The organism is Streptomyces sp. CA-106110, from assembly GCF_050936285.1.
In the GTDB taxonomy this organism is placed as follows: domain Bacteria; phylum Actinomycetota; class Actinomycetes; order Streptomycetales; family Streptomycetaceae; genus Streptomyces.
In genome coordinates this window covers 3,860,001-3,886,494 of sequence record NZ_JBNJNB010000001.1, presented here as the reverse complement: position 1 = coordinate 3,886,494, position 26,494 = coordinate 3,860,001, and the positions used below count along the sequence as shown (strand labels likewise).

The 26,494-nt window shown below is 71.3% G+C and carries 22 protein-coding genes and 1 pseudogene (1 of these 23 running past the window's edge); 18 read left to right on the top strand and 5 right to left on the bottom strand.

What is annotated here, in order from left to right; genetic code table 11:
* The 9 genes from nusA to ACQEXA_RS17800 all read left to right on the top strand — a co-directional run bounded on the left by nusA (window position 1) and on the right by ACQEXA_RS17800 (window position 11,643).
* A complete protein-coding gene (gene nusA / locus ACQEXA_RS17840; RefSeq protein ID WP_359405661.1) occupies window positions 1-996 on the top strand; it encodes a transcription termination factor NusA in 996 nt (331 codons plus the stop codon).
* Between the two features lie 127 nt (window positions 997-1,123).
* A complete protein-coding gene (locus tag ACQEXA_RS17835) occupies window positions 1,124-1,405 on the top strand; it encodes a YlxR family protein (RefSeq protein ID WP_432933308.1) in 282 nt (93 codons plus the stop codon).
* Between the two features lie 177 nt (window positions 1,406-1,582).
* A complete protein-coding gene (gene infB / locus ACQEXA_RS17830; protein WP_433130542.1) occupies window positions 1,583-4,711 on the top strand; it encodes a translation initiation factor IF-2 in 3,129 nt (1,042 codons plus the stop codon).
* 267 nt (window positions 4,712-4,978) lie between these two features.
* On the top strand, window positions 4,979-5,272 hold the full coding sequence (locus ACQEXA_RS17825; protein ID WP_432933312.1) for a DUF503 domain-containing protein: 294 nt from the start codon (window positions 4,979-4,981) through the stop codon (window positions 5,270-5,272).
* A gap of 39 nt (window positions 5,273-5,311) precedes the next feature.
* The gene (gene rbfA / locus ACQEXA_RS17820) at window positions 5,312-5,764 is read left to right on the top strand and encodes a 30S ribosome-binding factor RbfA (RefSeq protein ID WP_432933314.1); all 453 of its coding nucleotides are present in this window, start codon (window positions 5,312-5,314) and stop codon (window positions 5,762-5,764) included.
* A complete protein-coding gene (gene truB / locus ACQEXA_RS17815) occupies window positions 5,761-6,666 on the top strand; it encodes a tRNA pseudouridine(55) synthase TruB (protein ID WP_432933316.1) in 906 nt (301 codons plus the stop codon). The genes rbfA and truB overlap by 4 nt, the downstream gene beginning before the upstream one ends.
* Before the next feature lie 226 nt (window positions 6,667-6,892).
* Complete coding sequence (locus tag ACQEXA_RS17810) at window positions 6,893-7,861, top strand: trypsin-like peptidase domain-containing protein (RefSeq protein ID WP_432933318.1); 969 nt, start codon at window positions 6,893-6,895, stop codon at window positions 7,859-7,861.
* Between the two features lie 62 nt (window positions 7,862-7,923).
* The gene (locus tag ACQEXA_RS17805) at window positions 7,924-10,509 is read left to right on the top strand and encodes a hypothetical protein (protein ID WP_432933320.1); all 2,586 of its coding nucleotides are present in this window, start codon (window positions 7,924-7,926) and stop codon (window positions 10,507-10,509) included.
* Window positions 10,510-10,689: 180 nt separating this feature from the next.
* The gene (locus ACQEXA_RS17800) at window positions 10,690-11,643 is read left to right on the top strand and encodes a bifunctional riboflavin kinase/FAD synthetase (protein WP_359405682.1); all 954 of its coding nucleotides are present in this window, start codon (window positions 10,690-10,692) and stop codon (window positions 11,641-11,643) included.
* A gap of 128 nt (window positions 11,644-11,771) precedes the next feature.
* On the opposite strand, the gene ACQEXA_RS17795 is transcribed toward ACQEXA_RS17800, so the two are convergent.
* Complete coding sequence (locus ACQEXA_RS17795; protein WP_432933322.1) at window positions 11,772-14,855, bottom strand: SCO5717 family growth-regulating ATPase; 3,084 nt, start codon at window positions 14,853-14,855, stop codon at window positions 11,772-11,774.
* A 470-nt stretch (window positions 14,856-15,325) separates the two neighbouring features.
* The gene (locus tag ACQEXA_RS17790; RefSeq protein ID WP_432933324.1) at window positions 15,326-15,907 is read right to left on the bottom strand and encodes a hypothetical protein; all 582 of its coding nucleotides are present in this window, start codon (window positions 15,905-15,907) and stop codon (window positions 15,326-15,328) included.
* Between the two features lie 32 nt (window positions 15,908-15,939).
* On the opposite strand from ACQEXA_RS17790, the pseudogene ACQEXA_RS17785 reads away from it, so the two are divergent.
* Window positions 15,940-16,178: pseudogene (locus ACQEXA_RS17785) on the top strand (type VII secretion integral membrane protein EccD); the annotation flags it as partial.
* A 146-nt stretch (window positions 16,179-16,324) separates the two neighbouring features.
* Here the strand turns inward: ACQEXA_RS17785 and ACQEXA_RS17780 are convergent.
* Window positions 16,325-16,621, bottom strand: coding sequence for a DUF397 domain-containing protein (locus tag ACQEXA_RS17780; protein ID WP_432933326.1), 297 nt, complete (start codon window positions 16,619-16,621; stop codon window positions 16,325-16,327).
* A gap of 292 nt (window positions 16,622-16,913) precedes the next feature.
* Here ACQEXA_RS17780 and rpsO point away from each other — a divergent pair, with 292 nt between their 5' ends.
* The 5 genes from rpsO (at window position 16,914) to ACQEXA_RS17755 (ending at window position 22,394) form a co-directional block, all read left to right on the top strand.
* Window positions 16,914-17,201: a 30S ribosomal protein S15 gene (rpsO, locus tag ACQEXA_RS17775; protein ID WP_138052768.1), complete on the top strand. Its 288-nt coding sequence runs from the start codon at window positions 16,914-16,916 to the stop codon at window positions 17,199-17,201.
* 329 nt (window positions 17,202-17,530) lie between these two features.
* The gene (locus ACQEXA_RS17770; protein ID WP_432933328.1) at window positions 17,531-19,756 is read left to right on the top strand and encodes a polyribonucleotide nucleotidyltransferase; all 2,226 of its coding nucleotides are present in this window, start codon (window positions 17,531-17,533) and stop codon (window positions 19,754-19,756) included.
* The gene (locus ACQEXA_RS17765; protein ID WP_432933330.1) at window positions 19,753-21,132 is read left to right on the top strand and encodes a M16 family metallopeptidase; all 1,380 of its coding nucleotides are present in this window, start codon (window positions 19,753-19,755) and stop codon (window positions 21,130-21,132) included. Before ACQEXA_RS17770 ends, ACQEXA_RS17765 begins: the two co-directional genes overlap by 4 nt.
* Before the next feature lie 50 nt (window positions 21,133-21,182).
* A complete protein-coding gene (gene dapB / locus ACQEXA_RS17760; RefSeq protein ID WP_432933332.1) occupies window positions 21,183-21,935 on the top strand; it encodes a 4-hydroxy-tetrahydrodipicolinate reductase in 753 nt (250 codons plus the stop codon).
* A 6-nt stretch (window positions 21,936-21,941) separates the two neighbouring features.
* Window positions 21,942-22,394: a hypothetical protein gene (locus tag ACQEXA_RS17755; protein ID WP_359405701.1), complete on the top strand. Its 453-nt coding sequence runs from the start codon at window positions 21,942-21,944 to the stop codon at window positions 22,392-22,394.
* 165 nt (window positions 22,395-22,559) lie between these two features.
* Here the strand turns inward: ACQEXA_RS17755 and ACQEXA_RS17750 are convergent, their stop codons facing one another.
* Window positions 22,560-23,117 (bottom strand): hypothetical protein, encoded by a 558-nt coding sequence (locus ACQEXA_RS17750; RefSeq protein WP_432933334.1) that lies wholly within the window; start codon window positions 23,115-23,117, stop codon window positions 22,560-22,562.
* Window positions 23,118-23,236: 119 nt separating this feature from the next.
* Entirely contained in the window at window positions 23,237-23,473 is a 237-nt protein-coding gene (locus ACQEXA_RS17745) for a hypothetical protein (protein ID WP_432933336.1), read from the bottom strand.
* Window positions 23,474-23,712: 239 nt separating this feature from the next.
* Here ACQEXA_RS17745 and thyX point away from each other — a divergent pair, with 239 nt between their 5' ends.
* The 3 genes from thyX to ACQEXA_RS17730 all read left to right on the top strand — a co-directional run.
* Window positions 23,713-24,453 carry an FAD-dependent thymidylate synthase gene (thyX, locus tag ACQEXA_RS17740; protein ID WP_359405710.1) on the top strand — a complete coding sequence of 247 codons (741 nt, stop codon included), beginning with the start codon at window positions 23,713-23,715 and terminating at the stop codon, window positions 24,451-24,453.
* A 211-nt stretch (window positions 24,454-24,664) separates the two neighbouring features.
* On the top strand, window positions 24,665-25,564 hold the full coding sequence (gene dapA, locus ACQEXA_RS17735) for a 4-hydroxy-tetrahydrodipicolinate synthase (protein WP_432933338.1): 900 nt from the start codon (window positions 24,665-24,667) through the stop codon (window positions 25,562-25,564).
* A gap of 127 nt (window positions 25,565-25,691) precedes the next feature.
* Window positions 25,692-26,494, top strand: the beginning of a protein-coding gene (locus ACQEXA_RS17730; RefSeq protein ID WP_432933340.1) for a ribonuclease J. 883 nt of this gene lie beyond the right edge of the window; the window shows 803 of its 1,686 coding nt (coding positions 1-803); its start codon is at window positions 25,692-25,694; the stop codon falls past the right edge of the window.

The window sequence follows — 26,494 nt, the reverse complement described above, 5'->3', positions numbered from 1 at the left end:
GTGGACATCGACATGAGTGCCCTGCGGGGCTTGGTGCGGGAGAAGGAGATCTCCTTCGACCTGCTGGTCGAGGCGATCGAGTCGGCCCTCCTCATCGCCTACCACCGCACGGAGGGAAGCCGCCGTCACGCGCGCGTGGAGCTCAACCGGGAGACCGGCCATGTGACCGTGTGGGCGAAGGAGGACCTCGAGGACCTCGAGGAGGGGCAGGAGCCCCGCGAGTTCGACGACACCCCGTCGGGCTTCGGCCGTATCGCCGCCACCACCGCCAAGCAGGTCATCCTGCAGCGCCTGCGCGACGCCGAGGACGACGCGACGCTCGGCGAGTACGCGGGGCGCGAGGGCGACATCGTCACCGGTGTGGTCCAGCAGGGCCGCGACCCGAAGAACGTGCTCGTGGACATCGGCAAGCTGGAGGCCATCCTGCCAGTGCAGGAGCAGGCGCCGGGCGAGACGTACGAGCACGGCAAGCGGATCCGGTCGTACGTCGTCCGGGTGGCCAAGGGCGTGCGCGGTCCGTCAGTGACGCTTTCCCGGACCCACCCCAATCTGGTGAAAAAACTGTTCGCGCTGGAGGTGCCGGAGATCGCCGACGGCTCCGTCGAGATCGCCGCGATCGCCCGCGAGGCCGGTCACCGTACGAAGATCGCCGTGCGGTCCACCCGTTCGGGTCTGAACGCCAAGGGCGCGTGCATCGGCCCCATGGGCGGCCGTGTGCGCAATGTGATGGGGGAGCTCAACGGCGAGAAGATCGACATCGTCGACTGGTCGGACGACCCGGCCGAGATGGTGGCGAACGCGCTCTCCCCGGCCCGTGTCTCCAAGGTCGAGGTCGTGGACCTCGCGGCCCGCTCGGCGCGGGTGACGGTCCCCGACTACCAGCTGTCGCTGGCGATCGGCAAAGAGGGGCAGAACGCGCGTCTGGCGGCCCGGCTGACCGGCTGGCGGATCGACATCCGGCCCGACACCGAGCAGCCCGCCGAGAGGCGCGACTGAGGCGGCTGACCTCGGCCGGGAATATCTCCCGGCCGGGTTGCGCTGAGATCACGACAGTTCCGTGCGCAGCAACTGTTCGATTCTTGCCCCAAAGGGGTGAGGTCGGTGCGGGGAGGTAGACTTAAGCGTGTCTGGCCGGACGCATGCCCGTGCATGCCCTGAGCGCACCTGTGTGGGGTGCCGGGAGCGAGCGGCCAAGATCCAACTGCTGCGCACCGTGGTGACCGGGGGCGAATGTGTCCCCGATCCTCGCGGTACGCTGCCCGGCCGGGGTGCGTACGTACACCCCGCCGTGGCCTGTTTCGACCTGGCGGTCCGCCGCCGGGCGTTCCCACGGGCGCTCCGCGTCCCGGGACCGCTCGACACAAAGGCGTTGCGCCAGTACGTCGAGCAGGCGGAAGGTTACTGAGCAGCACCTTGCTGAGCAGGCAATACCGTTGGAAGTGCCGTACGGAACCCCGTGCGGCCCTGGTACCTCGCGAGTCGAAAGCAGGTCGAGATTGCGATGAGCACTCGATGAGTACGCGATGAGTACGCCCATGAACTAGCGACGGTCCGGCCGCAACCCGGACCTCAAAGGAGCGAAGTGGCTAAGGTCCGGGTCTACGAACTCGCCAAGGAGTTCGGTGTGGAGAGCAAGGTCGTCATGGCCAAGCTCCAGGAACTCGGTGAATTCGTCCGTTCGGCGTCCTCCACGATTGAGGCGCCTGTAGTACGCAAGCTGACTGACGCCCTGCAGCAGGGCAACGGCGGTGGCGGAAAGCCCGCCGCCTCGCGCAAGGCCGCATCGGCGAAGCCGGCCGCGCCGTCCCCGGCGCAGGCCGCACGTCCGGCTGCCCCGCGCCCGGCGGCGCCCAAGCCGCCGGCTGCAGAGCGGCCCGCGGCTCCGGCCCCCACGGCTCCGGCCCCGGCGGCTTCGGCCCCGGCGGCGCCGGGTCCGCGTCCGACGCCGGGCCCGAAGCCCGCGCCTCGGCCCGCTCCGGCGGCTCCTGCCCCCAGTGCACCCGAGTTCACGGCCCCTCCGGCGGCTCCGGCCGCCCCGGCCTCGCGTCCGGCGGGCCGTCCGGGTCCCGGTGCCCCGAAGCCTGGTGGCCGTCCGGCGGCGCCCGGTCAGGGTCAGGGTCAGGGCGGCGCCCAGGGTGCTCGCCCCGGTGGCCCGCGTCCGGGTGCTCCCGGTGCCCGTCCGGGTGGCCGTCAGGCGGGTCCCCGTCCGGGCAACAACCCCTTCACCTCCGGTGGCTCCACCGGCATGGCGCGCCCGCAGGCGCCCCGGCCGGGCGGTGGCCCCCGTCCCGGTGGCCCGGGTGCCCCGGGTGCCCCTGGCGCCCCGCGTCCGCAGGGTGCGGGCCAGGGCGGTCCCCGGCCGCAGGGTGCGGGCGGCGGTCCGCGTCCGCAGGCTCCCGGCGGTCCCCGTCCGACCCCGGGCGGTATGCCTCGCCCGCAGGGCGGTCCCCGTCCTGGCGGCGGTCACGGCGGCGGCCCCGCCGGCCCGCGTCCGAACCCGGGCATGATGCCGCAGCGTCCGGCTGCCGGACCGCGTCCCGGTCCCGGCGGCGGCCGCGGCCCGGCCGGTGCCGGTCGTCCCGGCGGCGGTGGCGGTCGTCCCGGTGGCGGTGGCGGCTTCGCCCGTCCCGGCGGCGGTGCCGGTCGTCCCGGTGGTGGCGGCGGCGGTTTCGCCGGTCGTCCCGGTGGCGGCGGTCCCGGTGGTGGCGGCGGCGGCTTCGGCGGTGGCGGTGCCGGTCGTCCCGGCTTCGGTGGACGTCCCGGTGGTCCGGGCGGCCGTGGTGGCACGCAGGGTGCCTTCGGCCGTCCCGGCGGTCCGGCGCGTCGTGGCCGCAAGTCGAAGCGGCAGCGCCGTCAGGAGTACGAGGCCATGCAGGCCCCGTCGGTCGGCGGTGTGATGCTGCCTCGCGGCAACGGCGAGAGCATTCGCCTGTCGCGCGGTGCGTCGCTCACCGACTTCGCGGAGAAGATCAACGCCAACCCGGCGTCCCTCGTCGCGGTCATGATGAACCTGGGCGAGATGGTCACGGCCACGCAGTCCGTCTCCGACGAGACGCTGCAGCTCCTCGCCGGCGAGATGAACTACACGGTTCAGATCGTCAGCCCCGAGGAGGAGGACCGCGAGCTGCTCGAGTCCTTCGACCTGGAGTTCGGCGAGGACGAGGGCGACGAGGAGGATCTGGTGGTCCGTCCGCCGGTCGTCACCGTCATGGGTCACGTCGACCACGGTAAGACCCGCTTGCTCGACGCCATCCGCAAGACGAACGTCATCGCGGGCGAGGCCGGTGGCATCACCCAGCACATCGGTGCCTACCAGGTCGCGACCGAGGTCAACGGCGAGGACCGGGCGATCACCTTCATCGACACCCCGGGTCACGAGGCGTTCACCGCCATGCGTGCCCGTGGTGCGAAGTCGACCGACATCGCGATCCTCGTGGTCGCGGCCAACGACGGTGTCATGCCGCAGACGGTCGAGGCCCTGAACCACGCCAAGGCGGCCGACGTGCCGATCGTGGTCGCGGTCAACAAGATCGACGTCGAGGGTGCCGACCCGACCAAGGTGCGCGGTCAGCTGACCGAGTACGGCCTGGTGGCCGAGGAGTACGGCGGCGAGACGATGTTCGTCGACATCTCCGCCAAGCAGGGTCTGCACATCGACAGCCTCCTGGAGGCGGTCGTCCTGACCGCCGACGCGGCGCTGGACCTGCGGGCCAACCCGAACCAGGACGCGCAGGGCATCTCGATCGAGTCCCGTCTCGACCGCGGCCGCGGTGCCGTGGCGACGGTCCTCGTCCAGCGAGGCACGCTGCGGGTCGGCGACACGATGGTGGTCGGCGACGCGTACGGCCGCGTCCGGGCGATGCTCGACGACAACGGCAACAACGTGGCCGAGGCCGGCCCGTCGACGCCGGTGCAGGTCCTGGGTCTGACCAACGTCCCGGGTGCCGGCGACAACTTCATCGTGGTCGAGGAGGACCGTACGGCCCGCCAGATCGCGGAGAAGCGTGCCGCCCGCGAGCGGAACGCGGCGTTCGCCAAGCGCACGCGTCGTGTGTCGCTCGAGGACCTGGACAAGGTGCTCAAGGCCGGCGAGGTCCAGCAGCTGAACCTGATCATCAAGGGTGACGCTTCCGGTTCGGTCGAGGCTCTCGAGTCCTCGCTGCTCCAGCTGGACGTCGGCGAAGAGGTCGACATCCGCGTCCTGCACCGGGGTGTCGGTGCGGTCACGGAGTCCGACATCGACCTGGCGATGGGCTCCGACGCCATCGTGATCGGCTTCAACGTCCGCGCGGCAGGCCGCGCGGCGCAGATGGCCGAGCGCGAGGGTGTGGACGTCCGGTACTACTCGGTCATCTACCAGGCGATCGAGGAGATCGAGGCGGCCCTGAAGGGCATGCTGAAGCCGGAGTTCGAGGAGGTCGAGCTCGGTACGGCGGAGATCCGCGAGGTCTTCAAGTCGTCCAAGCTGGGCAACATCGCGGGTGTGCTCATCCGGTCGGGCGAGGTCAAGCGCAACACCAAGGCGCGCCTCATCCGCGACGGCAAGGTCGTCGCGGAGAACCTCAACATCGAGGGCCTGCGTCGCTTCAAGGACGACGTCACCGAGATCCGCGAAGGCTTCGAGGGTGGTATCAACCTCGGAAACTTCAACGACATCAAGATCGACGACGTCATCGCGACGTACGAGATGCGCGAGAAGCCGCGGGTGTAACAGCCACCGGCCAGTACCGGCCGACGGGACGTGTTCCCGTCGGCCGGTGCCGTGTGCCGGAGGCTGCGGCCCCCGGCGCTTCGCCGCGCCCCGGGCGGCCTGTCCTGCATGAAGGGCGGGCCGGGCCGAGCGGCCCGGCCGGAACGGCTGTGACCGGTGGAAAACCCCGTCGAGCCGATCCGGTGTTCGTTGTACGGTTTTCGTGTCCCTGCCCATACGGACGGCGGGGCCATCGATCCCGCACCGGCGGGTCATCCGGACACACACATGTACGTGGGGACTCTGTCCTTCGACCTGCTCCTCGGCGACGTGCGGTCGCTGAAGGAGAAGCGCTCCGTCGTCCGCCCGATCGTCGCCGAGCTCCAGCGGAAGTTCGCGGTGAGCGCGGCCGAGGTGGATCACATGGAGCTCTACCGGCGGGCGGGCATCGGCCTTGCCATGATCTCCGGCGATGCGGGGCATCTGAACGACGTACTGGACCGGTGCGAGCGGCTGGTCGCCGGACGCCCCGAAGTGGAGCTGCTGTCCGTCAGACGGCGCCTCCACGGCGACGACGACTGACCAGAGAAGACAGATCAGGAAAGAACGGGAGACGGACCAGTGGCCGACAACGCGCGGGCGAAGAGGCTGGCGGACCTCATCCGAGAGGTGGTGGCCCAGAAGCTGCAGCGCGGGATCAAGGACCCGCGGCTCGGCTCGCACGTCACCATCACGGACACCCGGGTGACGGGTGATCTGCGGGAGGCGACCGTCTTCTACACGGTGTACGGGGACGAGGAGGAGCGGAACGCAGCGGCCGCCGGACTGGAGAGCGCCAAGGGCATCCTGCGCTCCGAGGTCGGTCGGGCCGCCGGTGTGAAGTTCACGCCGACCCTCGCCTTCGTCGCCGATGCCCTCCCGGACACCGCCAGGAACATCGAAGACCTGCTGGACAAGGCGCGCGCCTCCGACGCGAAGGTGCGCGAGGCGGCCACCGGCGCCGCGTACGCCGGTGAGGCCGATCCTTACAAGAAGCCCGGCTCCGAGGACGAGACGGACGACGCCACCGAATGACCCAGCAGCACACCACGCCCGACGGCCTCGTCATCGTCGACAAGCCGTCGGGCTTCACTTCCCACGACGTCGTGGCCAAGATGCGCGGGATCGCGAAGACGCGGCGCGTCGGCCACGCGGGGACGCTGGACCCCATGGCGACCGGCGTGCTCGTCCTCGGCGTGGAGAAGGCCACCAAGCTCCTCGGACACCTCGCGCTGACCGAGAAGGAGTACCTCGGGACCATCCGGCTCGGGCAGAACACCGTCACGGACGACGCCGAGGGGGAGATCACCTCCTCCACCGACGCCTCCGGGGTCACCCGCGACGCCATCGACGCCGGGATCGCCAAGCTGACCGGTGACATCCTGCAGGTGCCGTCCAAGGTCAGCGCCATCAAGATCAACGGCGTGCGGTCCTACAAGCGGGCCCGCGAGGGCGAGGACTTCGACATCCCGGCCCGGCCCGTCACCGTTTCCGCCTTCACCGTCTACGACGTCCGGGACGCGGTCGCCGAGGACGGCACCCCGGCGCTGGACCTGATCGTCTCCGTCGTCTGCTCTTCGGGCACCTACATCCGGGCCCTGGCCCGGGATCTGGGCGCGGACCTCGGCGTCGGCGGCCATCTCACCGCACTGCGGCGCACCCGTGTCGGGCCCTACAAGCTGGACGCCGCCCGCACCCTGGACCAGCTCCAGGAGGAGCTGACCGTGATGCCGATCGCCGAGGCCGCGGCGGCCGCGTTCCCGCGCTGGGACGTGGACGACAAGCGGGCCCGGCTGCTCACGAACGGGGTGCGCCTGGAGATGCCGGACGAGTACGCGGGCGCCGGTCCCGTCGCCGTGTTCGCCCCCGAGGGCCGGTTCGTCGCGCTGGTCGAGGAGCTCAAGGGGAAGGCGAAGAGCCTGGCCGTGTTCGGCTGAGCCCGGCCCGTGGAGCGGCGAGCACGGGGATGCGAGCCGCCGCTCCACGGGTCCCCCCTCGGTTCCCCCCACAGAGGTGTATCCATCCCCTGTCGTCCATTCACCCCATTGAGCAGGCGCTCGGAGTGAACCAAGGGAGCGGAAGGGGGCGCGTTCACCATGACATCTGTCCCGCTGATCTTCGTCGGCCTACCGTCGGATCCAGGTACGGCGGGGAGGTTCCAGCATGGCGGTACGGGGCTCTCGGACACGGGACGGCAGCGGTGGAGCGGGCGGAGCGGGTCCCGCGCTCGCACGGTTCTACGACCTGGTGGGACGCCCGCGCGGCATCGGGTTCGCCGTAGACCACGACGGCACGGTGATCACCGGTCACGAGGTCGTGGACGGAGCGGACCGGCTGGTCCTGGAAGCGCCGGACCAGCGCGTCTGCGTGGTGGGCGCCGATGAGGTGACCCCGCTGCCGCACGCGGGACTCGCCCTCGTGCGCACCGAGGGACTCGATCTGCGCCCGCTCCCCGTCACGGCGCGGGACCGCATCGGGACCGGCACATACGTAAGGATCGCCGCGGGCGGCTGGCGTGAGGCACGCGTGCTCGGCACGACCGCCGTCACCTACCGGGCCGCGGACGGCTCCCATCCCCTCGAAGCCGCGCTGGAGCTGGCGATCGGCACGGCTGGTACCGAGGCGCTCCGCGTGGGCGGGGGCGCGGCCGGCGGGCCCGTACTCGACGCGGCGACCGGAGCCGTACTGGCCGTGCTCGGCACCGTGCTGCGCACGGAACACCGGGCGACGGGCCTCGCGGTGCCCCTGCGCGGTCCTGGTGGGCCGCTGGAGGGGCTGCTCGCCCGGAGCGCGGAAACGGTTCCTGCGTACGGGGCGGATCTCAACCTCGCCGGCGTCCTGGAACTCACGGCAGCGGGAGCGCAGGGCCGGTACGACGACGTCGAATCCCTCTCATCCGCCGTGGTCCTCGGGGAGTTCGCGGCCTTCGAGAAGGGCGGCGCCACCGTCCTCGGGCTCGTCGGGTCCCTCGGTAGCGCGCGTACGACGGCACTCGACTGCCTTGCCGCACAGCAGTCCCGGGCGCCGGAGCCGGTCCCCGTGATCCGGCTGCGCGGAACGGACCTCATGGGCACGGACACCTCCTGGCTGACGCGGTCGGACGGGCGCTGGAGCGGGCGGAACGATTTGTGACGGCGGCCGGCTGCCGGCCGGCCGGCCAGGGGAGCGAGACGGATCATCCAAGTCTCGAGCGTGTGGCCCGTGTCGCACGCGACGCCGGGCGCCCGCTGCTGCTCCTCCTCGACGCCCCGCGGCAGATGCCGTCCGCCTCCGGCCCCCGGTTCACCGACTGGGCGACGGCCACGGCCAGTTGGCTGCGCGAGACGGGGGCACGACTTGTCGTGGGGTGCGGGGCGGAGTACTGGGAGCGGGTGGCCGCGGCGTTCCCCGGGGAGATGCTGCACCGGGGATCTCCTCTGATTGTGGTGCCGGAGAGTCGGCGGTGGGGACGGGAACCGGTTGTGCAGCACCGGGAACCGCGTGCGGACGAGCTGGTGGTGCCCGTGGACGCGGTGGCGCGGCTTGTGGATGTGCGGAGGGCGGCTGCGGACGTGTCGGTTCGGCCTTCGGACGTGCGGGGTGTGCCTGCGGGCGTGCGGGGGGCTCCTTCCGAGTGGCCGATGCTGCCGGCGGACGCGCCGGTGGTGACCTGGGGCCGTTCGGTCGGGGACGGGCGGAGGACCGAGGCCGGGTGTGAGCCGGCCGGAGCCGTGCTTCGCCCGGCCTGCCCGCGGGGTCTGCGGCCCCTCGCGACCGGCGGGTCCGTCCTCGCCCCGGGTGTCGCGCCGTCGCCCCAGTTCGGAGGGTCCGGAAGTCGGGCCTCCGCCGTACTCGCCGAGGGGCCGCCCGCCCTCGCGGGCGGCGACCATCACCTCACCCTCGAAGAACCCGCCGACTCGCTCCAGCGCACGTATCTCGACCTGGACGCCGCTCTGCACGCTCTGGTCCACGCTCACGCGCTGGGGGCGGGGGAGCACCCCGTGTCTTCGCTGACGGCGACGGCGGCCGCCCGGCGCCGCGCGCGTGCCGTGCATGGGCAGCCCGCCCCGGTCGGCACCCTGCCCGTGTCACGCCACCGGGTGGGCCCGGTCGTACAGGCGCTGCTCCGGGTGGCCCGCGAGGAAGGCGACGCGGAGCTGGCCCTCCGCCTCGAGGACCTGGCGCATGCTCTGGACGCGCTGCTGCCGCTCCGTGCCGCTCCGCCTGACGAGGCCGCCCTGTGCGCGACCAACCTCCTGGCCGGCACCCTCCTGCGCCTGCCGGACGCGACGCCGTACCTGTACGTCCTGCGTCTGACCGCCGACCGAATCGTGCGCTGGCGGGCTCAGCAGCGGAGCGTTCCCAGCGAGTTCGGGCCGTGGTTCTGGGAAGCACTGCGGGTGCCGGAGGCGGAACGCTTCGACCTGCTGAGGAGGCTGGTCGCTGCGGACGAGCCCGCGCGGCCGGCCGAGGCGTACGGCACAGGACATGACGCGGGCAGTCCCGCCGACGGCCGCCGGCCCGGCGTCCCCCGGTACCTGGACGCCGTAGCGCGACTCCTTGCCGCGGATCCCGTCTCCGTGCCGCGTCACCTCACCCGCTGGTTCGACGACGAGCGCCCTCTTCCCGCCACCCCGCACGCCACCGTCGCCACGGCAGCGCAGGCCCTGCTGCACACGCACCGGCGCGCCGCCCTCGACGAGCTGGCCGAGGCGCTCGTCGACAGCGGTCACCGGCGCGGCGACGAACTGCTCGCCGCGCTCGCCGAGGAGGAACCGTCCGCCATCTGCCGGGCCGTGGACCGGTGGGCGCACGACGGGCGGCCCGTGCGACGGACGGCCGCGGTGGCCCACGGGCTCCGCGCCGCCCCGCACGTGCGCGCCGAGACGGACCGCGAGCTGCTGCGCCATGCCGCGCTCGTCCTGCTCGCCCGCCCCGCCGACTGCACCGTGCACGGCGGAGCCCTCGCCCTCCTCGTACAGGATCCGCTGACCCGCGCCCGGTACCTTCCGCAGGCCCTCGCGCGGTTCACGGCCGGTGATCCGCAACTGCCCGCGAGCGTCCTGGCCACCGCCCTGGCCGGGCATCCGGAGCCGGTGCTCGCCGCGTTCCGCACCCGGCTGCGGCGGTGCGGGCCGGATGCCGGGCAGACCCTGCGGACCCTTCTCGATGCGGCGCCCCTCGCCCTCGCAGGCCCGGCCGCCGTCCTCGTACGCGAGACCGTGACGCGGCGTCCTGACACGGACGCGGGACTCGCCCGCTCCGGCGAGTCCGAGGACCTGGGCAGCCAGGTCGCGGCGTATGTCGGCGGGCGTCTGGACCGTGACCGCGCCGCCCGCGCCTTCCTGCTGCCGCTGGTCGCCGGGCTGCTCGACGGCGGCCCACCACAGCTGCGGTCGGCGCTCGCCGGCGTGCTGGCCGCGCCCGGCGGCGCACAGTCGCGCCCCCTGCGGCGCGAACTGCTCGACCTGCTGCTCGGCCAGGAGCGGGACCCCGCGGTCCTCGACGCGGCCCTGCGCGCGGCGGCAGACGGTGTGCACCGGGGCGGACAGGAGCATGCCCGCCATGCCATCCACCGGACGGGCCTGGTCCTGGCCCGCACCCCGGAGGGCGCCGCGCGCTTCGACTGCGAACTGTTCGACCTCGCCCGGCACGTCCCCGGCTTCGCCCGGCTCGTCGCCCACTGGCTGACCGACGACCCGGCGGACTGGGCCGTCCTGGTCGGTCCGCACACCCGCCGCATGATCGAAAACCTGGCGAGCCTGCAGGTCCCGGCCCTACCGGTGCGGTCCGGAGTATGACCGCTGTGGCCCTCGTCCTTCCCCGGTGCGGGCGCCGGGCTCACCGGGCACTGACCCCGGCGGGGCACGTGCCGACTGTCACAGCGCCCATGCCGATGCTGGCCGAAGCCACCCGGCATGGCACCCTTAGACCTGCGTACGAGGCAGACACGGACATGGGTTCGACGAGGAGCGGTCACAGTGCAGCGCTGGCGTGGCTTGGAGGACATCCCCCAGGACTGGGGGCGCAGCGTCGTCACCATCGGGTCCTACGACGGAGTCCACCGCGGACACCAGCTGATCATCCGGCATGCCGTGGAACGCGCGCGGGAGCTGGGCGTTCCCTCGGTCGTCGTCACCTTCGACCCGCACCCCAGCGAGGTCGTGCGCCCGGGCAGCCACCCGCCGCTGCTCGCCGCGCACCACCGTCGTGCCGAACTGATGGCCGAACTGGGTGTGGACGCGGTCCTCATCCTGCCCTTCACCACGGAATTCTCGCGGCTCTCGCCCGCCGACTTCGTGGTCAAGGTCCTGGTGGACAAGCTGCACGCCAAGGCCGTGGTCGAGGGCCCGAACTTCCGCTTCGGCCACAAGGCAGCGGGGAACGTGGAATTCCTGGCCGAGCAGGGCAAGACGTACGACTTCGAGGTCGAGGTGGTGGACCTCTACGTCAGCGGTGAGGCGGGCGGCGGCCAGCCCTTCTCCTCCACTCTGACCCGGCGGCTGATCGCCGAGGGCGACGTCGAGGGGGCGCGCGAGATTCTCGGGCGCCCGCACCGCGTCGAGGGGGTCGTCGTACGAGGCGCCCAGCGCGGCCGTGACCTCGGCTTCCCGACCGCCAACGTCGAGACGCTGCCGCACACCGCGATCCCGGCCGACGGCGTCTACGCCGGCTGGCTGCACGTCGGGGACGAGGCGATGCCGGCCGCGATCTCCGTCGGTACGAACCCGCAGTTCGACGGCACCGAGCGGACGGTGGAGGCGTACGCCATCGACCGCGTGGGGCTGGATCTGTACGGACTGCACGTCGCGGTCGACTTCCTGGCGTTCGTCCGCGGCCAGGCCCGGTTCGACTCGTTGGAAGGGCTTCTGGAGCAGATGGCGCAGGACGTGCAGCGCTGCCTGGTTCTGATCGCGGCGTACGACGCGGACTGACGCGCTCCACGTGCACCACGCGCTCCTGTGACCACCGGGGCGGTGCCTGAACGCCGGGGTGGCCCGTGTCTCAGACACGGGCCGCCCCGTTTTCGTTGCCGTCGCTTCCCCGCCTCGGGGACCGGCCGCTACTGCTGGGGCGGCGGCGGAGGCGGGGTCTGGCCCGACTGCGGCGGGTGGGGCTGCTGAGCCGGCGGGTACGGCGGGCCGGGCTGGGGCTGCGCGCCCTGATCCGGCTGCTGCGGCTGCCCGGCGTCGGCGCCCTGGTACGGGTAGGGGGCCGGGCCCGGCTGCGGGTACGGCTGGGCGGTGTGGGGCGGCTGGGGAGCCTGACCAGGCGCGGGATGGCCGGGGGCGGACTGCCTGGGGATGTGCTGCCCCGGGATCTGCTGACCGGGAATCTGACCGGGCATCTGCTGTCCCGGAATCTGCTGTCCTGGGGCCTGCTGACCGGGAATCCCGCCGGGCGCCGGCTGTCCGGGGATCTGCCCCGGGGCGTACTGCCCGGGCACGAACTGTCCGGGCATCTGACCAGGCAGCGGCGGTGCCGCAACTGGGGGAGGGTTGCCGTCCGACGTCCACAGGCCGTGCGACTGCTGGTGGCGCGCGAAGTCCTCGGCGACCATCGCAGCCAGCGTGAAGTACGCCTCCCGGACCTTCGGCCGCATCATGTCCAGGTCGACCTCCGCACCCGCGGCCAGGTGCTCGTCGAACGGCACGACCACGACTCCGCGGCAGCGCGTCTCGAAGTGCGAGACGATGTCCTCCACCTTGATCATCTTGCCGGTCTCGCGGACCCCGGAGATGACGGTGATGGAACGCGCGACGAGGTCCGCGTACCCGTGCGCCGACAGCCAGTCCAGCGTCGTACTGGCGCTGCTCGCACCGTCGACGGACGGTGTCGAGATGATGATGAGCTGGTCGGCGAGGTCGAGCACCCCGCGCATGGCGCTGTACAGCAGGCCCGTACCGGAGTCGGTGAGGATGATCGGGTACTGCCTGCCCAGTACGTCGATCGCGCGCCGGTAGTCCTCGTCGTTGAAGGCCGTGGACACGGCCGGGTCGACGTCGTTGGCGATGATCTCCAGGCCGGACGGGGCCTGCGAGGTGAACCGCCGGATGTCCATGTACGAGTTGAGGTACGGGATCGCCTGGACCAGGTCGCGGATGGTGGCGCCGGTCTCGCGGCGGACCCGGCGGCCGAGCGTGCCCGCGTCCGGGTTGGCGTCGATCGCGAGGATCTTGTCCTGCCGCTCGGTGGCGAGCGTGGAGCCGAGCGCGGTGGTCGTGGTCGTCTTGCCGACGCCGCCCTTGAGGCTGATGACGGCGATCCGGTAGCACGACAGAACCGGCGTACGGATCAGGTCCAGCTTCCGCTGCCGCTCGGCCTCCTCCTTCTTGCCGCCGAGTTTGAACAGACCACCGCCACCGACCGGACGGCTGCTCTTCGTCTTCTGCTTCTTGTTGATCAGCCGGTCGGAGGACAGCTCCACCGCCGCCGTGTAACCCAGGGGCGCCACACCGGGGTTGGTCTGCTGCCGCTGGTCATGCTGCACGGGCTGCGGCCAGGCGGCACCGGCGCGCGGGTCGACTGGGGGCTGCGGCTGGGCGGGCGGCTGCGGGAAGCCGTAACCACCGGCCTCGGCCGGGGAGTTGGGCCCGGACTGCGGTGGGAATCCGTACCCCTGGGGGGCGGCGGGGTTCGGTACGGGGGCCGTGGCGTTCGGCTGCGGCGTCTGGGGGTACTGAGCCGGCGGCTGCGGCGCCGGGGCGTGCGCGTCGGGCTGCGGGAATCCGTAGCCGCCCTGCTGCGGTACCGGGGCGTTCGGCTGCGGGAATCCGTAACCGGGCTGCGCGACAGGGGCGTTGGGGGCAGGCGGAGCCGGTACTCCCTGCTGCGGGAATCCGTAACCGGGCTGTCCAGCGGAGGCGGTGGGCGCCTGCGGAGTCGGGACTCCGGGCCGGGGGAATCCGTACCCGGGCTGCGCGGGCGGGGCGTCGGCGCCCGTGCTCGGCGGGGCCTGGTTCCAGGCGGCGGGAGCGGGCTGCGATGCCTGCGACGGGACGGGCTGCTGCTGGGGCGGCACCGTCGGCTGCGGCAGGGCCTGCCCCTGGGCGGCTTGGGCGGGCTGGTGCGTGGCCGGCCACTGCGCCGCCGGACCGGGTGCGGCCGGCTGGTAGGCGGGCGGCAGTGGCGGAACCGTGCTCTGCGGCACCGGCGGCGGGGTCCAGCCCTGCGGCGGCTGTACGTGCCCGGACGCCTCCCGGGCCGCGTCGGCGTCCTGGGAGGCGGTGGGCGTGACGCCGGCGGGGCCGGCGGGCCCCGTTGCGGAGTGGCCGGAGTCGGCCTCGTCGGGGGCGGCGTCGGAATCGGAGTCGGCCTCGGCGGTGGCCTCTGAGGCCGGGTGGTCCGAGGCGGGGGAGCCGCTGGTGCCGGAGTCGGCGGCCGCGGGGGCGACGGGCGCCGCGGGTGCGAGCTCGCTCGTCGCCGCGCCGGAGGCCGCAGCGTCAGCGGACGGTTCGTCCGAGGTCTCGCCTGCCGGCTCCGGAGCGGGCCCGGAGTCACCGTCGTCGGCAGCATCGCTCGTCTCGCCGGCGCCGGAGCCCGGCGTGCTCCCGGCGGGGGCGTTCGCCGAGGGCTTGGTCAGCTCGAAGTCACCCTTGTCCTGGGCGGCTTCGCCCTGCCGCTCGGGCTCGGTCGCATCGGAACCGACACCCTCGGCCGCCTTGCTCGCGGCGGCCAGCTGGTCGAACTCATGCTTGAGCGCGGTCGGCGAGAACCTCACCGTGTCGCCGCTCTCCGGGTCCCCACCACTCGAGGGCCCGGCCGTGGGCACGTCGGTCGGCGGCGTCCACACGGGGAATCCGTCGCCGGACGCGGCGTTCTGCACGTGGACCGGGTTCACGGCCGGAGCTGCAGGCACACCCGGCTCGGGAGCAGCCGCCTGCGCAGGCGGAACCGGAGCGGTGGGAAGAACCTGAGGAACGGGCGGAACGGGTGCGGCGGGCGCATGGGGAGTCGCTGGAGCCTGCGGTTCCTCGACCGCCGCCGACGTGTCCGCCGACCCCCCGGACGCGTTCTGCGTGTACCAGGCGGGGGGCGCGTAGTCGATGGTGAACTCGCCCGTCATCTCAACGGCGGACTCGGCGTCGGACTGGTCATCGTCGGGTGAAGCCCAGCCCCCGCGGATCCCGTCCCGATCGCTGTTCACAGTTCCTCCTGGTGTGGTCGAGCACCCTTGTCGTGCTGGGGCGACCGCTCTTTGTGCGGAGTCGTCCGACGCCGTCCGATTCCGCCCGGCAATTCCCCGGGGCGCCGGCGGCCCGCCACAGGTTCTGGTGGGGCGCCCCGACCCAGCCTAATCACCAGGGGCGCCCCCACGGCAGGCCCGTCATCGGCCGCACCTCCTCCCGTGGCGTCACACCCTGACCATCTGTGACCCGCGTACAGGCGAAGGGCATTTACAACCTGGAGGTCAGTGACGAACAAAACCGGACGAAAGCAGGGCGCGAACCGGTCGTAACTACCGCATGCCAGACTGTTGTTGCGCCCCCGCAACCGAAGGCCGTCACAACTCAGTCCATTCTTCGTGGCGTACCCAACAATCCGGTCTCGGCGCCCGTCTTGCAGAGTGGGCAGCGCGTCGTCGTCCGTCCGGGGGAGCGCCCGTCGTGCGGCCTATCACTTCCGCCTCGTCCGGGGAAACCCGCTGGATGCCGACGAGCCGTGCCTGTCGCACGAGCTGCGGTGCGACCGGACTGAGGGGTGGGCCGGTTGAGGCCGGCACGGCGGACTGGCTCTCACCGTCCACGCCGGGGACGACACCGTCGTCCCTGGCGAGCATGTCGGGCAGCTGCTCGCCGTCGAGCCGGCCGACCCCGCGCCCGCCCGCCGGACAGCGTGCTCCAACGAGCGTCGCGCCGCGACCAGTTCGTCGTCGCTGCGTCCGGTCACCCGCAGAGGACCGACGAGCGACACCTCCTGCCGCTTCCCGCGCCCCAGGGTGAGACTGAACGTGGCGGCCGACGCCGGAACCGCGGTGAGAAGTGCGACCAGCTGGTGCAACGAGGTTCCCGAGCCGCCGGGTTGGGGCCAACGCCGGATCCAGTACGTCGTGTGCCGCCGGTTGTCGCAGCGCCGGCTCCGGCCGGACTCCTCGGTCCGCCGCGGCGGGACATCGGCTCTTCCGGACTCGGCGGTCACCAGAGGGTTGGCACAGACGGAGGTGGCGACAGCGGCGGTCAGCTTCTCCTCGTTCAGCACCGTGACCCGGTACCCGCCCCCGTCAGACCCTGATGAGCGAGGCGCTGACCGGGGACGGCACGGCCCTGGACCTCCGCACCATCTGGCTGACCGCCGTGATCGGAGCCGCGTCCGCCGTGGTCCCGGCGCTCGGGCTGATTCTGCTGAGGGGCGGGGTCACCCCCTTCTGGGCCGCTTTCTGGAGATCGCCGAGGGCTTCGTCCTGCTCACGCTGATCCCGCTGACCCTGGCCGTCTTCGACGTGTCCGCGACGGCGCGTGCGATGGCCAGTGCAGAGCCGGGCTCCACGGCTCCGGCTACGGCGATGACCGACCTCGGGCCGAAGCGTGTGCGGATGTGGGCTTCGGCGTCACAGGGGAGGCGCCCCTGCCCGCTCCCGCTCGGCGGGGGCCGGGGCAGAAACCGGGCCTCCCCCGCTCACTCCGCCCCAACCACCCCGCCAGGCCCTCCCGCCTCCAGGTCGAACTCCCCGTCCCGCGCCCCCAGCACGAACGCCTGCCACTCGGCTTCCGTGTACCGGAGTACCGTCTCGGGGTCGAGTGACGAGCGCATCGCCACGGCGCCGCCGGGCAGGTAGGCGATCTCGACCCGCTCCTCCTGCTCTTCGGTACCCGGCGCGCTGTGCCACTGGACGCTCGAGATGTCGAGGGAGTAGAGCTCGTCTCGCTCCCGCTCCTTGCGCGCCTTGACGTCCTCGTTCACTTCTTCCGTCATGGCGAAGCGACCCCTTCCCCGGCGTGCGGATGATCCAGTGGCTCACCCTAGTGGCCGCCCGGGTACCGGCCGGGCGGTTCGGGGATCGTGGTAAGGGCGGCGTCCGCCTGCTGGTACCCTGTGTGACGACCGTTCGTGTACGCACCCCCGGACCCCGAGCCGACCCACCAAGGGTTTCCCAGGGATCTGGAGGCCGCGCCCCGGCGGATCCCCGCCTCCCGAGTCACGGAAGCTCCCCTGAGATGCAGACCAGGGGCACTCGGAAGCCATCAGAAGACTACGAGGAGTACGCGTGTCGCTCGACGCCGCTACGAAGAAGCAGATCATGTCCGAGTTCGGTACCAAGGAGGGCGACACCGGCTCTCCCGAGGTCCAGGTCGCCATGCTGTCCCGTCGCATCTCGGACCTGACCGAGCACCTCAAGACCCACAAGCACGACCACCACTCCCGCCGTGGTCTGCTGATCCTGGTCGGTCAGCGCCGCCGCCTGCTGCAGTACCTGGCCAAGAAGGACATCCAGCGCTTCCGTACGCTGGTCGACCGCCTCGGCATCCGCCGCGGTGCGGCGGGCGCCAAGTAAGACGCCGTGAAGGGAGCGGTTCCCATAAGACGGGGGCCGCTCCCTTTGCTGTACGTGCGGACTGTCACCACCGCTTTGTAGTGTGGTAGCACAACGCCAACGCAATACGAACGACGCAGTGTGAGGAACGTCCGGGCCCACCGGGCGTGAGGCACACACCGAACGAGGAGAAGCGCACCTCGCCGCCGCCGGTCCTCGGTAGTGGCCCCCGGGGGGACGTGAGCCCCGGGTGCTTCGATCGAAGACCGGCCCGCACCAGAAGGGCGCTTCTCCGCCACCGTCCCCCTGCCACACGGGCAGCGAAGGACGAAGACGAGGAGAAAACGCTAGTGGAGAACGAGACCCACTACGCCGAGGCCGTCATCGACAACGGCTCCTTCGGCACCCGTACGATCCGCTTCGAGACGGGCCGCCTGGCCAAGCAGGCCGCCGGCTCCGCCGTCGCGTACCTGGACGACGACACCATGGTGCTGTCGGCCACCACCGCGTCCAAGAGCCCCAAGGACCAGCTCGACTTCTTCCCGCTGACGGTCGACGTCGAGGAGCGGATGTACGCAGCCGGCAAGATCCCCGGCTCCTTCTTCCGCCGTGAGGGCCGTCCGTCCGAGGACGCCATCCTCACCTGCCGTCTCATCGACCGCCCGCTGCGCCCGTCCTTCAAGAAGGGCCTGCGCAACGAGATCCAGGTCGTCGCCACGATCATGGCGCTCAACCCCGACCACCTGTACGACGTCGTGGCGATCAACGCCGCGTCCGCGTCCACGCAGCTGGCCGGCCTGCCCTTCTCCGGCCCGATCGGCGGCGTCCGTGTCGCGCTGATCAACGGCCAGTGGGTCGCCTTCCCGACGCACACCGAGCTCGAGGACGCCGTCTTCGACATGGTGGTCGCCGGCCGCGCCCTGGAGGACGGCGACGTGGCGATCATGATGGTCGAGGCCGAGGCCACCGACAAGACCATCCAGCTGGTTACGGGCGGAGCCGAGGCGCCGACCGAGGAGGTCGTCGCCGCCGGTCTGGAGGCCGCCAAGCCGTTCATCAAGGTGCTGTGCAAGGCCCAGGCGGACCTCGCCGCGAAGGCCGCCAAGCCGACCGCCGAGTTCCCGATCTTCCATGACTACCAGGACGACGTGCTGGAGGCGCTGAGCGCCGCCGTCCGCCCCGAGCTGGCCCAGGCGCTCACCATCGCCGGCAAGCAGGAGCGCGAGGCCGAGCTGGACCGCGTCAAGCAGCTCGCCGCCGAGAAGCTCCTGCCGGAGTTCGAGGGCCGTGAGAAGGAGATCTCCGCGGCGTACCGCTCGCTGACCAAGACCCTGGTCCGCGAGCGCGTCATCAAGGAGAAGAAGCGCATCGACGGCCGTGGCGTGACGGACATCCGTACGCTCGCCGCCGAGGTCGAGGCCATCCCGCGGGTCCACGGTTCGGCCCTGTTCGAGCGTGGCGAGACCCAGATCCTGGGCGTCACCACCCTCAACATGCTGCGCATGGAGCAGCAGCTGGACACCCTCTCGCCGGTGACCCGCAAGCGCTACATGCACAACTACAACTTCCCGCCGTACTCCACCGGTGAGACCGGCCGTGTCGGCTCCCCGAAGCGCCGCGAGATCGGCCACGGCGCCCTCGCCGAGCGGGCCCTGGTCCCGGTCCTGCCCGCGCGTGAGGACTTCCCCTACGCGATCCGCCAGGTCTCCGAGGCCCTCGGTTCCAACGGCTCGACGTCCATGGGCTCGGTCTGCGCCTCCACCATGTCGCTGCTGAACGCCGGTGTGCCGCTGAAGGCCCCGGTCGCCGGTATCGCCATGGGCCTGATCTCCCAGGAGATCGAGGGCGAGACGCACTATGTGACGCTGACCGACATCCTCGGTGCCGAGGACGCCTTCGGCGACATGGACTTCAAGGTCGCCGGCACCAAGGAGTTCGTGACCGCTCTCCAGCTCGACACCAAGCTGGACGGCATCCCGGCCTCCGTCCTGGCCGCGGCCCTCAAGCAGGCCCGTGACGCCCGGCTCCACATCCTCGACGTGATGATGGAGGCCATCGACCGGCCCGACGAGATGTCCCCGCACGCCCCGCGGATCATCACCGTCAAGATCCCGGTCGACAAGATCGGCGAGGTCATCGGCCCCAAGGGCAAGATGATCAACCAGATCCAGGAGGACACGGGCGCCGAGATCACGATCGAGGACGACGGCACGATCTACATCGGTGCCGCCGACGGCCCCTCCGCCGAGGCCGCCCGCGCTACGATCAACGGCATCGCCAACCCGACCATGCCGGAGGTCGGCGAGCGCTACCTGGGCACGGTCGTGAAGACGACCACGTTCGGCGCGTTCGTCTCGCTGCTCCCGGGCAAGGACGGTCTGCTGCACATCTCGCAGATCCGCAAGCTGGCCGGCGGCAAGCGCGTGGAGAACGTCGAGGACGTCCTCGGCATCGGCCAGAAGGTCCAGGTCGAGATCGCCGAGATCGACTCCCGCGGCAAGCTCTCCCTCGTCCCCGTGATCGAGGGTGAGGACGAAGGCGACGCCGACGAGGCGAAGGACGACACCGACAAGTGACGTCCCGTGGCTTCAAGGCGACGGCCCGCACCTCAACCGAGGCGCGGGCCGTCGCCCGTACCCAAACCCTGATCAAAGGCACCAACGGCATCGGCACGGTCCGCAAGACCACCCTCCCGGGAGGCCTGCGCGTCGTCACCGAGACCCTGCCCTCCGTGCGCTCCGCCACCTTCGGCATCTGGGCGCACGTCGGCTCGCGCGACGAGACGCCCGCCCTGAACGGTGCCACGCACTACCTGGAACACCTGCTCTTCAAGGGCACCCAGCGCAGGAACGCCCTCGACATCTCGTCCGCGATCGACGCGGTCGGCGGCGAGATGAACGCGTTCACGGCGAAGGAGTACACGTGCTACTACGCACGCGTGCTCGACACCGACCTGCCGCTCGCCATAGACGTCGTCTGCGACATGCTCACGGGCTCGCTGATCCTCGAGGAGGACGTCAACGTCGAGCGCGGCGCGATCCTCGAGGAGATCGCGATGACGGAGGACGACCCGGGCGACTGTGTGCACGACCTGTTCGCGCACACCATGTTCGGCGACAACGCGCTCGGCCGCCCGGTCCTCGGCACCGTCGACACCGTCAACGCCCTGACCGCGGACCGCATCCGCCGCTTCTACAAGAAGCACTACGACCCCACCCACCTGGTGGTCGCGTGCGCCGGCAACATCGACCACAACAAGGTCGTACGTCAGGTGCGTGCCGCCTTCGAGAAGGCGGGCGCCCTCATGCGGACCGACGCCGCCCCCATCGCCCCGCGCGACGGCCGGCGCGCCATCCGTACGACCGGCCGCGTCGAGCTGCTGGGACGCAAGACCGAGCAGGCGCACGTCGTCCTCGGCATGCCCGGCCTGGCCCGCACCGACGACCGCCGCTGGGCGCTCGGCGTGCTGAACACCGCCCTGGGTGGCGGCATGTCGTCGCGCCTGTTCCAGGAGGTCCGCGAGAAGCGCGGTCTCGCCTACAGCGTCTACTCGTACACCTCGGGCTTCGCCGACTGCGGCCTGTTCGGTGTGTACGCGGGCTGCCGGCCGAGCCAGGTGCACGATGTGCTGAAGATCTGCCGCGACGAACTGGACCACGTGGCCGAGCACGGTCTGTCCGACGACGAGATCGCCCGCGCCATCGGCCAGCTGAGGGGCTCCACGGTCCTCGGACTCGAGGACACGGGCGCGTTGATGAACCGTATCGGCAAGAGCGAGCTCTGCTGGGGCGACCAGATGTCCGTCGACGACATGCTGGCCCGGATAGCCTCTGTCACCCCGGACGACGTCCGGTCGGTGGCCCAGGACATCCTGGGGCAGCGGCCCTCCCTGTCGGTCATCGGCCCGCTCAAGGACAAGCAGGCATCCCGTCTGAGCGAAGCCGTCGCCTGAACACCCCTCCGTAGCCGTCGCCTGAATCCCTCCATAAGGAAGCAAAAGAGATGAGCAAGCTGCGCGTGGCGGTCCTCGGCGCCAAGGGCCGGATCGGCTCGGAGGCGGTCCGGGCCGTCGAGGCCGCCGAGGACATGGAGCTGGTCGCCGCCCTCGGCAGTGGCGACAAGCTGGAGACCCTCGTGGACACCGGCGCCCAGGTGGCGGTGGAGCTGACCACCCCGGCGTCGGTGATGGGCAACCTCGACTTCTGCGTCGGGCACGGCATCCACGCCGTGGTCGGTACGACGGGCTGGACCGAGGAGCGCCTCGCGCAGCTGAGGGACTGGCTGGTGCCGTCCCCGCAGACGGGCGTCCTCATCGCGCCGAACTTCTCCATCGGCGCCGTGCTGACCATGAAGTTCGCCGAGGTGGCCGCCCCGTACTTCGAGTCCGTCGAGGTCATCGAGCTGCACCACCCGAACAAGGTGGACGCCCCGAGCGGCACCGCCACGCGCACCGCCCAGCTCATCGCCGCCGCCCGCGAGAAGGCCGGCAGCGCCCCGCAGCCCGACGCCACGGCGACGGCCCTGGACGGCGCCCGCGGGGCGAACGTCGGCGGCGTCCCGGTGCACGCGGTGCGCCTGCGCGGCCTGCTCGCCCACCAGGAGGTGCTGCTCGGCGGTGAGGGCGAGACCCTCACCATCCGCCACGACTCGCTGCACCACAGCAGCTTCATGCCGGGCATCCTGCTCGGCGTCCGCCGCGTCGTGACCACCCCGGGCCTGACCTTCGGCCTCGAGCACTTCCTCGACCTGAAGTAGCCGTCGATGCGCGACAAGATCACCTACGCCGTCACGGCCGCCGTCCTGGTCGTCTACTTCGTCCTGGTCGGCAGCCGCGGTGTGCTCCTGATCCAGAACGGCACCTTCGTCACCGTGACCTTCGGCGTCGCGGTGCTGATCCTGCCGGCCATCGGCGTCTGGTTCCTGTGGAAGAACACCCAGTTCGTACGCAAGGCCAACCGGCTTGCCGCAGAGCTGGACGCCGAGGGCGGGCTGCCCGTCGACGAGCTGAGGCGCACCCCCAGCGGCCGGATCGACCGCGACTCCGCCGACGAGGTCTTCGCCCGGCGCAAGGCGGAGACGGAGGCGGCCCCGGACGACTGGCGCAGCTGGTTCCGGCTGGCGATCGCCTACCACGACGCCCGTGACACGCCCCGCGCCCGCAAGGCGATGCAGCGGGCGATCGCCCTGCGCGAGGGCAGGACGGTCCAGGCCTGAGCGGTGCGGCGCCCCGGCGGGCCCGCGCCGGCAGGGGGTGCCGTGCGTGCGAGCCGACGGAGGCCGTGCGCAGATCCTGGGCCGGGCGACAAGACGCCCGAGCCGTCATGCACGACGAAGGGCCGGCCCGCACGCCGCGGGCCGGCCCTTCGTCGTCGTATCGCCTCAGCCCCGGTGGTACTCCGCGGCCCACGCCTCGACCGTGTCCGCCGCCCGGTCGAAGGCCTGCGGACGCGCCAGGAAGTCGGCGCCGTGCGTGGTGAGCAGCGGCGGCATGTCCTCAGGCGCACGGCCCCTGCGTACGAGGACGAGAGCCTGCCCCTGAACGGTGCGCGGCAGCCCGAGCCACCGCACCGGCTGCTGCACCGTCCGCACCGCGACGACCCGCTCCCAGGGCACCGTGCTCGTCGCGAAGAAGCCCACCCGGCGCAGTCCACGTGCGCTCACCCAGACGCCCATCCGCAGCAGGCGCAGGGCGGCGGCTATGACGACTATGCCGATGCCGAGCACCGTGCCGGCGCCGGAGGGCGTGCCGGTGAGCCCGATGATGACGGCCGCGAAGAGCACGTACGAGGCGAGCAGCAGCAGCAGCGCGGCCGCACCGACCCGCCAGGGGCCGGGACGGTAGGGGCGCCGCCAGCGGTCGCGGTTGTCGTACGGCAGCGGGAGGTCGTCAGCGGCCTGTTCGGAAGCACGGTCGGCCGTCAGGAAGGGCAGGGGCACGGCTGATCCTCACTCGGTCCATAGGGCTGTGCCCGGTGAGGCTATCGAGACGTGTCCACGCCCACCACCCTTGGGGGTCCAAGTGCGGTGCCTGTGGGCCGCGCGGGCGACCTGAGGCGTCACCGCCCGGTGGAGGCCTCGGAGTGCTGTGTCGCGGCGGGCGACGGCTGTGACATGGCCGGCATTCCTATGACCAGGGCGCCGACGAGCCCGGCGACGACGGTGAGTCCCAGGAGCCAGCGGCCGGCCAGCTGACCGGCCGAGGCACGCTCGCCGGGCGGGGGAGCGACATTGCTGCGGAACGAGTCGGCTTCGGCGAGGAAGGCGAACGGTACGGGCTCGCGCCGACGGGACATGGGGAGCGCTTCTCCTCTGGGATGGCAGGACCGGGGGTCCGGGATGTGAAGACGGGGTGACGTGAACGGATCGCCGTCACCAACACAGACGCGCGAACGGCGGGAAAGGTGCCCCCTTTCGCCAAATTCGCAGAAGTTCGGCGGCGAATGTCGCGGACCGGTACCGAACGCCCCGTTGTCAGTGCCGGGCCGTAGAGTGGGCGCCGCCCGAGCTTGTGATGGGAAGGACTCTCCACACCGTGACCGACACCCCCGCCGACGACCTCAAGCCCAGCTTCCGCAGCGACGTCACCGTCGAGCTGGTCAAGCACAGCGCGGCCGACTCCGACGTGCTGTGGGCCGCCCGCGTCTCCACCGCCGGTGAGCAGTCCCTGGACGAGCTGAAGAAGGACCCGGAGCGCTCCAAGGGCCTGATCAACTACCTGATGCGGGACCGGCACGGCAGCCCCTTCGAGCACAACTCGATGACCTTCTTCATCAGCGCCCCGATCTTCGTCTTCCGCGAGTTCATGCGGCACCGGGTGGGCTGGTCGTACAACGAGGAGAGCGGGCGCTACCGCGAGCTCCAGCCGGTCTTCTACGTCCCCGCCGAGTCCCGCAAGCTGGTACAGGAGGGCCGCCCGGGCAAGTACCGGTTCGTCGAGGGCACCCAGGCCCAGCAGGAACTGGTCGGACGGGTCATGGAGGACTCGTACGTGCAGGCGTACGAGGCGTATCAGGAGATGCTCGCCGCCGGAGTCGCCCGCGAGGTCGCCCGCTCGGTCCTGCCGGTCGGACTTTTCTCGTCGATGTACGCGACCTGCAACGCCCGCTCGCTGATGCACTTCCTCGGCCTGCGCACCCAGCACGAGCTGGCCAAGGTGCCTTCTTTCCCGCAGCGGGAGATCGAGATGGTCGGCGAGAAGATGGAGGCGGAGTGGTCCAGGCTCATGCCGCTCACCCACGCCGCCTTCAACGACAACGGGCGCGTGGCCCCGTAACGCGCTCCTCATTCCCCCGTCGGGCACAGATGTGCGGTCAGCCGAGCGAAGTGTCCGTATTGCGGCATTTCGAGTAGTTCATCTAGCCTGATCAAACGGACCCGGCACTGCTTGAACCCCCGAGCAGGCAGTGCCGGGCTCCGCATATGTCAGGACTTTTTCGGCCCACCCAAGGGCAGACCCCGCGCGGGGCAGCGAGTAGCGTGTACCCATGGCTCCGACCTCCACTCCGCAGATCCCCTTCGGGCGGATCCTCACCGCCATGGTCACGCCCTTCACGGCGGACGGCGCACTCGACCTCGACGGCGCGCAGCGGCTCGCCACCCACCTGGTGGATGCAGGCAACGACGGCCTGATCATCAACGGCACCACGGGTGAGTCGCCCACCACGAGTGACGCGGAGAAATCGGATCTCGTACGAGCCGTGCTGGAGGCCGTCGGCGACCGCGCCCATGTCGTCGCCGGCGTCGGAACCAACGACACCCACCACAGCATCGAGCTGGCGCGTGCGGCGCAGCAGGCCGGCGCGCACGGTCTGCTGACCGTCACGCCGTACTACAACAAGCCCCCGCAGGAGGGCCTGTACCGGCACTTCACGGCCATCGCCGACGCCACCGACCTCCCGGTCATGCTCTATGACATCCCCGGCCGCAGCGGCGTCCCGATCAACACCGAGACCCTCGTCCGGCTGGCCGAGCACCCGCGGATCGTCGCCAACAAGGACGCCAAGGGCGACCTCGGCCGCGCCAGCTGGGCCATCGCCCAGTCCGGCCTCGCCTGGTACTCCGGCGACGACATGCTCAACCTGCCCCTGCTCTCCGTGGGTGCGGTCGGCTTCGTCTCGGTGGTCGGCCACATCGTCACGCCCGAGCTGCGGGCCATGGTCGAGGCCTACGTGAGCGGTGACGTCCAGAAGGCGCTGGAGATCCACCAGAAGCTGCTGCCGGTCTTCACCGGCATGTTCCGCACCCAGGGCGTCATGACCACCAAGGCCGCGCTCGCCCTCCAGGGCCTGCCCGCCGGACCGCTGCGCTCGCCCATGGTCGAGCTCTCATCCGAGGAGACCGCCCAGCTCAAGATCGATCTTGCTGCCGGCGGGGTACAGCTCTGACAAAGACTTCACAACTGAATAGGCAGGACGAAGGTGCCTGCACCCCACATTGACAACTGCTTTTGCACGAACGTCATGCGCGCCGCGTGCCCCACAGGTACGTGGCGTGCATGGTGAGGAGAGTCTTTTGAGTCATCCGCACCCTGAACTCGGCTCGCCCCCGCCACTCCCCGAAGGCGGCCTGCGGGTCACCCCGCTCGGCGGTCTCGGCGAGATCGGCCGGAACATGACGGTCTTCGAGTACGGCGGCCGCCTGCTGATCGTCGACTGCGGAGTGCTCTTCCCCGAGGAGGAGCAGCCCGGAATCGACCTGATCCTGCCGGACTTCTCGTCGATCCGAGACCGTCTCGACGATGTCGAGGGCATCGTCCTGACCCATGGTCACGAGGACCACATCGGCGGCGTCCCCTTCCTGCTGCGCGAGAAGCCAGACATCCCGCTCATCGGCTCCAAGCTGACGCTCGCCCTCATCGAGGCGAAGCTTCAGGAGCACCGCATCCGTCCGTACACCCTCGAGGTCGCCGAGGGCCGGCGCGAGCGCATCGGCCCCTTCGACTGCGAGTTCGTCGCGGTCAACCACTCCATCCCGGACGCCCTAGCGGTCGCCATCCGCACTCCCGCCGGCATGGTGGTCCACACGGGCGACTTCAAGATGGACCAGCTGCCGCTGGACAACCGGCTGACCGACCTGCACGCGTTCGCCCGGCTGAGCGAAGAAGGCATCGACCTGCTGCTCGCAGACTCCACCAACGCCGAGGTCCCGGGGTTCACGCCGCACGAGCGCGACATCTCCAATGTGCTGCGCCAGGTCTTCGCCGGTGCCCGCAAGCGGATCATCGTGGCGAGCTTCGCCAGTCACGTCCACCGCATCCAGCAGATTCTCGACGCGGCGCAGGAGTACGGCCGCCGGGTCGCCTTCGTCGGCCGCTC